Genomic DNA, 7024 nt, shown 5'->3' on the forward strand with positions numbered 1-7024 from the left:
ACCCCCCTCGGGGCGTCTTGTGCCGCCCCCCCGCTCCCCCCCCCCCCCCCCCCCCCAACAACTGGTCTACGGGTAACGCCCCTGCCGAGCATGGCTCGGCACTACATGGCACCTCGGGATTTACCTGCGCGCAACATTCGCGGCGCTACCATTCCTGCATTCGTTGAACGCAGGTGAGTCCATGGCGTCGTATCAGACTATCAATCCCTTCAATGGCGAGGTCGTGCGTACGATCGAGCTGATGACCGCTGCTGGCATCGAGCAGCGTCTGGCTGCAGCTGAATCGGCCTTCCCGCAATGGTCGGCCTTGTCGCTGGAACAGCGCGGTGACTGTCTGCGCAAGGTCGCAGCCGGCCTGCGCGAGCGTCGCGACGAGATCCAGCGCGTGATGACTTCCGAGATGGGCAAGCTGCGCCGCGAGGCCTTGGCCGAGATCGAGAAGAGCGCCGCGGGCTGCGAATACTACGCCGACCACGCGGCCGACTACCTGAAGCCGCAGCCGATCCCGACCGAAGCCCAGCGCAGTTACGTCATCTACCAGCCCATCGGCTGCGTGATGGCGGTGATGCCGTGGAATTTCCCGATCTGGCAGGTGATCCGCTTCCTCGCCCCGGGTTTGATGGCCGGTAATGTCGCCCTGCTCAAGCACGCCAGCAATGTGCCGGGCTGCGCCGACCTGTTGCGTGAAGTGGTTGCCGCCGCGGGAATTCCGAAAGGCGTATTCGATGTACTACATATCGACAATGATCAGGCCGCTGATGTGCTGCGTGATCGGCGGATCAAGGCGGTTACGCTGACCGGCAGTGAGCGGGCAGGGCGGTCGATTGCGGCCAATGCCGGCGACCAGCTGAAGAAGTGCGTGATGGAACTCGGGGGCAGCGATGCCTTCGTGGTGCTGGATGACGCCGATCTGGATCTGGCGGCGGCCGCAGCGGTGCGCTCAAGATTCGACAACGCTGGACAGACCTGCATTGCTGCCAAGCGTTTCATCCTGGTCGAATCGATTGCTGATGCTTTCGTGCAGCGTTTTGTCGAAGCTGCGCAGGCGCGTGTTTACGGTGATCCGCAGGAAGAGGCGTGCACGCTCGCGCCGATGGCGCGCGCTGACCTGCGCGACGAGCTGCACAAGCAGGTGCACGCCAGCGTCGACAAGGGTGCAAAGGTACTGTTGGGTGGCAAACCGGTTGCCGACAGCAACGCAGGCTATCAGGCCACGATCCTCGACAACGTCGGCCCCGGTATGCCGGCGTATGACGAGGAATTGTTCGGGCCGGTGGCGGCGATCATCCGGGTCAAGGACGAGGTCGAGGCCGTGCGCGTGGCCAATGACACCAGCTTCGGCTTGGGTGGCAGCGTCTGGACCCGTGATGTGCTGCGCGGCGAGAACGTCGCGGTACAGCTGCAATGCGGCGCGGCCTTCGTCAATTCAGTGGTGAAGAGCGACGCGCGGCTGCCGTTTGGCGGGACCAAGCGGTCTGGATTCGGGCGTGAGCTGGCCGGGCCGGGTATTCATGAGTTCATGAACATCAAGACCGTTTACGTGGCCTGACGAAAGCGCAGGCGTGGTTGTGGGAGGCGAGGTTGTAGGAGCGGCGTAAGCCGCGAAGCTGGCAGACCTTGCGCACCTGCGACAACCCGCAACTGCAGTGCGCCAGATTGCGGGTTGTCGGAGCGGTTTACCATCAGTGGCTTCGCGGCTTACGCCGCTCCTACAAAGAGCCGGCTCACCCAAACGGCTGGTCGATGGACTTGCTCTGCGGGGTCATCAGCGCGGCGCCATCTTCGGTGACGTAGAGGATGTCCTCCAGGCGCACGCCGAAGCGGTCGGGGATATAGATACCGGGTTCGTCGCTGAAGGTCATGCCCGGCTCCAGCAGGTGGGTGTTGCCGCGAACCAGGTAATCCCATTCGTGCATGTCCAGGCCGATGCCGTGGCCGAGACGGTGGCTGAAATAGCGGTAATCCGGGCCGTAGCCGGAATCGCTGATCACCTTGCGCGCAGCTGCATCCACATCGCCCATCGCCACGCCTGGGCGTGCCGTATTCAATGCGGCGGTCTGCGCCTTCAATACGATGTCGAATACCTTGCGGATCTCGTCGTTGGGCTGGCCCAGCACCACGGTGCGGGTGATGTCGCTGGTATAGCCGCCGGCGCGGCAGCCGCCGTCGAAGATGATCGGCGTACCCTCGACCAGATGCTGCGGTTTGTCCGAGCCGTGCGGGGATGCGGTGTACTTGCCGACGTTGACGCTGGCATCGCCATTCAGCCCGGTACGCGCGTAGGCCATCGCCAGCAGGCCGCTGATGTCCTGCTCGGTCATGCCTGGCTTCAAGGCCTTCCACACGGCTTCATACACCGCCAGCGTGGCTTCGTTGGCAAGTTTCATCAAGGCCAATTCGGCCGCGCTCTTGACCCGACGGCAGCCGGATACCACCGGCCATGCCGGTACCACCTTGGCCTGCGGTAGGGCGTCGGCAATGCCTTTGGCGCGGAAGTAGGGCACGGCTTCCTCCATACCCAGCGTGCCGGTGGCATGGCCCATGTCGCGCAGCACCTTGGCGACCAGGGCGTAAGGGTCCTCGTCCTCCTGCCAGCCGCGCACATCGTTGCCGAGTTTGATCTGCTCCAGCGTGCGCACGCGTTCGAATTCCGGTGTCACGTACACCGGTTCGCCCTTGCGCGGCAGGATGACGCCGGTCAGCCGCTCGCTGTCCCACCAACGCATGCCGGTGAAATAGGTCAGCGAGCTTCCCGCGCCGATGAACACCGCATCGATGCCGTGCTCGGCCATCAGGCGCTGGGCCTTGGCCACGCGCGCGATGCGCTCATCGTTGCTGATTGGAACCACCTGCGCAGCGACCGATTTCAGGGCGCGCATCGATTCGGGCAAGGCGTGGTCGTTATTGCTGGCAGTCTGCGCCGATGCCAGTTGCGACAACGGCAGCGCGGCGGCGCTGGCAATCAGCGTGTTGCGCAGGAAACTACGGCGTGCAGGATTGGAGTGGTCGTGCTGCATGGTTGCTCTCTCGAAGGACGAAGTGGCTGATCAAAGCCAGCCGGAACGTTTGAACAGGCGGTACAGCACCACGCAGATCACACCGACGCCGAGCATCAGCAGCGGATAGGCGAAGCGCCCGGCCAGTTCCGGCATATGCGCGAAGTTCATGCCGTACCAGCTGGTGACCAGGGTTGGCGCGGCCAACAATGCCGCCCATGCACCGAGCTGTTTGACCGTCTCGCCCTGCGCCAGCGTGACCAGTGACAGGTTGACGTTCAGCGCGGTGCCCAGCATTTCCCGCAAGGTGTCGATGGCGTCGTTGACCCGTGCTGCATGATCCTGCACGTCGCGCAGGTAGAGCCGCACTTCCTCGTTGATCAACTGCGCCTGGTTGCGTTGCAGCTGCGCCAGCGCATCCTGCAGTGGCGCAACCGCCAGCCGCATCTTGTTGAGCTCGCGCTTGAGCTCGTACAGGCGGATCACCGTGCGCCGCTCATAGGTGTCGGCGAAGATGTTTTTCTCCAGCAGGTCCAGGGTGTCGCGGAAGCTGTCGGTTATCGGCAGGTAATGATCGACCACCGCATCCAGCACCGAGTACAGGCAGAACGAGGGACCCATCGCCAGCAACTCGGGCTCCTGCTCCAGCCGCGCGCGCACTGGCGCATACGACAGCGAGGCGCCGTGGCGGACCGTCACCAGGAAGCGCGGGCCGAGGAAGGCATGGGTTTCGCCGTAGCGGATGCGCTCATCCACGACCTGGGCGGTGTGCACGACCACGAACAGGGAATTGCCGTAGGTTTCGATCTTGGGCCGCTGGTGCGCCTTGCGGGTGTCTTCGATCGCCAGTGGATGCAGGTCGAATTCTTCCTGCACCTTGTCCAGGATCGCGTCGCTGGGTTCGTACAGGCCGACCCAGACGAAGCCCTTGGCATCATCGGCGAGTACGTCGCTGATGCTGTCCAGATCCAGTGGACGCTGGGTGCCATCGGCACCGTACCAGGTGCAATTGATCACGCAGGCCGGATTGGCCTGGACGGGAGTTGGAGTGATGCCGGTAGTCATCCCGGCATCGTGCCTCAGCTGGCCGGTAACGCCAAGCTGCGGCGCCCAAGAATCAGTGCCAGTGCGACATGGATGGGCAGCAGCAGTACGATCCATTGCACGTTGAACTGTGCTTGCAGCGACAGCCAATGCAGCGGCAGCGCAAGCAGCGCAATGCCGGTCATCAGCCACAGGACGATCCGGAACCAGGTGCGCGGTTGATGCCCGCGCAGCAGACTCCATGCGCCGGGGATCAACAACAGTGCCAGCGGGCTGAGCAGCAGCAGGTTGCGGTTGGCCCAGGCGGCCTGGTGTTCGCTGAAGCCCCACAAGAAGGTCAGCAGGCCACCGGCAATGCCGCAGAACAGCCAGAACGGCAGGGCAAGACCGCCAATCAGGCGCGGCTTGCGGCGTGCGGCGTACAGTGCAGCGGCGACGGCAAGGCCGACCAACAGCCACGGCCACCAGGAACGCTGTTTTTCTTTTGGCTCCGGCGGCAGACGTTGCGGCAGCAGTTCCTGCTCGGCCTGTACCAGAGGCCGGCCTTCGCTGTTGCGTACTTCGCGCAGACTGTCGGCCAGGCGCATGGGCACGAAGGCTTCCTGCCAGCGCGACAGCGGCTGGTCGGCATTCGGGCCCAGGCCGATGTCAAAGCCCAGCCACATCCAAGGCGAAGGCGAGGCCAGTCGCACCGATTCGCTGCGATAGCTGTTGCCACGCGAGCGACCCGCCAGCTGCGATTGCAGGGCGCCGCCCATGGCCTGGTCCAGGCTGTCGCGCACCATGGTGGCGCAGTTGGCGGTGAAGTAGTCGTAGCGATAGCGCGCGTTCTCGGGCTTGGCCCGTTCGGCCAGTGCATCAGCCAGCGCCTGTGCCTGCGCCGGCGGCAGGTCCAGCCACTGGATGTTTGCCCCGCGGCCGACACTCTCGTACTGCGCCAGGTCCTGCTCCAGCGGCAGTGCGACCAGGTAATACATCATCTTGCCGCGCACGAAGTTGCCGATGAAGTCCGGCTCGGACGGGTCGAAGAAGCCAAAGTTGTACGACGTTGCCTGCCCCGTTACCGGGTCCAGCACCACCAGTGCGTCATGGCCGAAGCGTTCGAAGAACACTTCGCCCGGCAACATGGTCACCACGCCGATGCGCGGTGCCGGGTGTGCATTGGTTTCGCTGGGGTGGTTGGCGACCGGTTGTGCGCTGCTGGCCATCGCGGCCAGCAGCAGGAACAACGACGCAAACGCGGACAGCAGCCGCGGCAGGCGCAGGGTGATCAAGCTTCGTCCTGGTCTTCAGGTGGCAGGATGGTCACGTGGAAGGCCTGCACGCGGCGTGCATCGGCCTTGGCCACCCGGAACACGAAGCGCTCCAGGGTCAGCTCATCGCCGATTTCCGGCAGATGGCCAACGGCCTCGGTGACCAGGCCGCCGATGGTGTCGTAATCGTCATCGGAGAACTCGGCGCCGAAGCGCTCGTTGAAGTCGCCGATGGTGGTCAGCGCGTCCACCACATAGCGGCCATCGGCGAGGATGGCGATCTGCGAGGTGTGGTCTTCGGTTTCGTCGTGCTCGTCGTCGATCTGGCCGACGATCTGCTCCAGCACGTCCTCGATGGTGACCAGGCCGGCGACGCCGCCGTACTCGTCTACCACGATCGCCATGTGGTTGCGCGAGAGCCGGAACTCCTTGAGCAGCACATTGAGCTTCTTCGATTCGGGGATGAGTACCGCCGGACGCAGCAGCTCGCGCACGCTGGCATGGCTGTTGTCAGCGACCACGCCGCGCAGCAGGTCCTTGGCCAGCAGGATGCCGAGGATGTCGTCCTTGTTCTCACCGTGCACCGGGAAGCGCGAATGGCCGGAATCGACCACCTGCTTCATCAGCTCGATGAAAGGCCGGTCCACCGGCAGCGACACCATGTGCGAGCGCGGGATCATCACGTCGCCGACGGTCAGCTCGGCCACCGAAATGGCGCCTTCCATCATCCGCAGGGTGTCTGCGGCGATCAGGCCGTCCTGCTGTGCCGTCTGCAGGATGCCAACCAGCTCGTCGCGGGTGTGGGGTTCGCTGGAGAACGCCGAACCCAGGCGCTCCAGCCAGCTGCGTTTCTTCTCGCCGTTTTCGGGCGAGGTACTACTGTCGTCTTCAGACATCTCTTGGTTTGACTGCACCCGGCAGGCCGGGCGGTGCCGACAAGTCTAGCAGGATGTTTGCCGCGGTCTGTTCAAGCTGACGGCGGGTTGGGGGTCTGTACGCTTGGGGCTACCGGCGGTACATCGGCCGGGATTTCGGCCGGCTTGGCGGGGGCGGGCGGGGCTTCTCCCTCGGCGGGCAGGTCCAGGCTGTAGGTGCAGCCGGCCAGGGTTTTGCCTGGGTGGGATTTGACCGTGGACACGCCCAGGATCACCGATTCGATCAGCGCTTCGCCGGTCTTGGCGTCGTTGACGTCGCGGCTGACCAGCTCGCGGCCTGCCATGAACTTGTCAGGGGCGTCGTAGCCGGTTTCCAGCTCCAGCTGTTTGGCCAGCGGGCGCGGATCGGGCATGTCGAGGATGGCGATGATGGTGCCGCCGGCCATGGCGATATGCTCGGCGCTGTGGCCGAACACCGTGATCGGGGTGTTCAGCATGTACTCGGCCATGAACAGGTTGCCCTGCGGCAACGGTCGCCAGCCCAGTGCTACCGCCTTCAGCGGGTCATTGGCGATGGGTGCCAATGCAGCGAACTCGCTGACGCTCTGGCGGCATTCGATCAGGGCGGGCAGGTCGATGGCAGGCTGGGCATGGGCCGAGCCGATGGCGACGAGCAAGAGTGGCAGCAGGCAGGTTGAGCGCACGGCATTCATTCGGGGAAGTGCAGGAGCCGATGATAGCGGCATCGAGGTCCGGCGCCTTGTTGCAGGAGCAAGCAGGGGTAGTGGGGGCGGCGAAGAAGCCCGGGGCGGGGGTGCAGGAGACCAGAGCAGAGCAGAGACAGGACCAAAAATAA

At 64.4% G+C, this 7024-nt stretch carries 6 protein-coding genes; 1 reads left to right on the top strand and 5 read right to left on the bottom strand.

Annotated features, from left to right (window positions below):
- Window positions 1-181 precede the first annotated feature (181 nt).
- Complete coding sequence (locus ACVOLS_RS21035; RefSeq protein ID WP_481547239.1) at window positions 182-1549, top strand: NAD-dependent succinate-semialdehyde dehydrogenase; 1368 nt, start codon at window positions 182-184, stop codon at window positions 1547-1549.
- Between the two features lie 175 nt (window positions 1550-1724).
- Here the strand turns inward: ACVOLS_RS21035 and ACVOLS_RS21040 are convergent, their stop codons facing one another.
- The 5 genes from ACVOLS_RS21040 to ACVOLS_RS21060 form a co-directional block, all read right to left on the bottom strand.
- Window positions 1725-3017: a M24 family metallopeptidase gene (locus tag ACVOLS_RS21040; protein WP_481547240.1), complete on the bottom strand. Its 1293-nt coding sequence runs from the start codon at window positions 3015-3017 to the stop codon at window positions 1725-1727.
- 30 nt (window positions 3018-3047) lie between these two features.
- Window positions 3048-4061, bottom strand: coding sequence for a magnesium and cobalt transport protein CorA (locus ACVOLS_RS21045; protein ID WP_282272560.1), 1014 nt, complete (start codon window positions 4059-4061; stop codon window positions 3048-3050).
- A gap of 14 nt (window positions 4062-4075) precedes the next feature.
- Entirely contained in the window at window positions 4076-5248 is a 1173-nt protein-coding gene (locus tag ACVOLS_RS21050) for a lipoprotein N-acyltransferase Lnb domain-containing protein (protein ID WP_481547242.1), read from the bottom strand.
- 62 nt (window positions 5249-5310) lie between these two features.
- Window positions 5311-6189 carry an HlyC/CorC family transporter gene (locus tag ACVOLS_RS21055; protein ID WP_282272562.1) on the bottom strand — a complete coding sequence of 293 codons (879 nt, stop codon included), beginning with the start codon at window positions 6187-6189 and terminating at the stop codon, window positions 5311-5313.
- A gap of 71 nt (window positions 6190-6260) precedes the next feature.
- Window positions 6261-6881 (bottom strand): hypothetical protein, encoded by a 621-nt coding sequence (locus ACVOLS_RS21060; protein WP_481547241.1) that lies wholly within the window; start codon window positions 6879-6881, stop codon window positions 6261-6263.
- Window positions 6882-7024 lie beyond the last annotated feature (143 nt).

The sequence above is a fragment of the Stenotrophomonas sp. STEN038 genome, from assembly GCF_056759895.1.

What these genes read in the sequence shown, in the direction of transcription:
- ACVOLS_RS21050 (WP_481547242.1), bottom strand. Translation starts at nt 5,248, where the DNA reads ATGGCCAGCAGCGCACAACCGGTCGCCAACCACCCCAGCGAAACCAAT.
- ACVOLS_RS21040 (WP_481547240.1), bottom strand. Translation starts at nt 3,017, where the DNA reads ATGCAGCACGACCACTCCAATCCTGCACGCCGTAGTTTCCTGCGCAAC.
- ACVOLS_RS21045 (WP_282272560.1), bottom strand. Translation starts at nt 4,061, where the DNA reads ATGACTACCGGCATCACTCCAACTCCCGTCCAGGCCAATCCGGCCTGC.
- ACVOLS_RS21055 (WP_282272562.1), bottom strand. Translation starts at nt 6,189, where the DNA reads ATGTCTGAAGACGACAGTAGTACCTCGCCCGAAAACGGCGAGAAGAAA.
- ACVOLS_RS21035 (WP_481547239.1), top strand. Translation starts at nt 182, where the DNA reads ATGGCGTCGTATCAGACTATCAATCCCTTCAATGGCGAGGTCGTGCGT.
- ACVOLS_RS21060 (WP_481547241.1), bottom strand. Translation starts at nt 6,881, where the DNA reads ATGAATGCCGTGCGCTCAACCTGCCTGCTGCCACTCTTGCTCGTCGCC.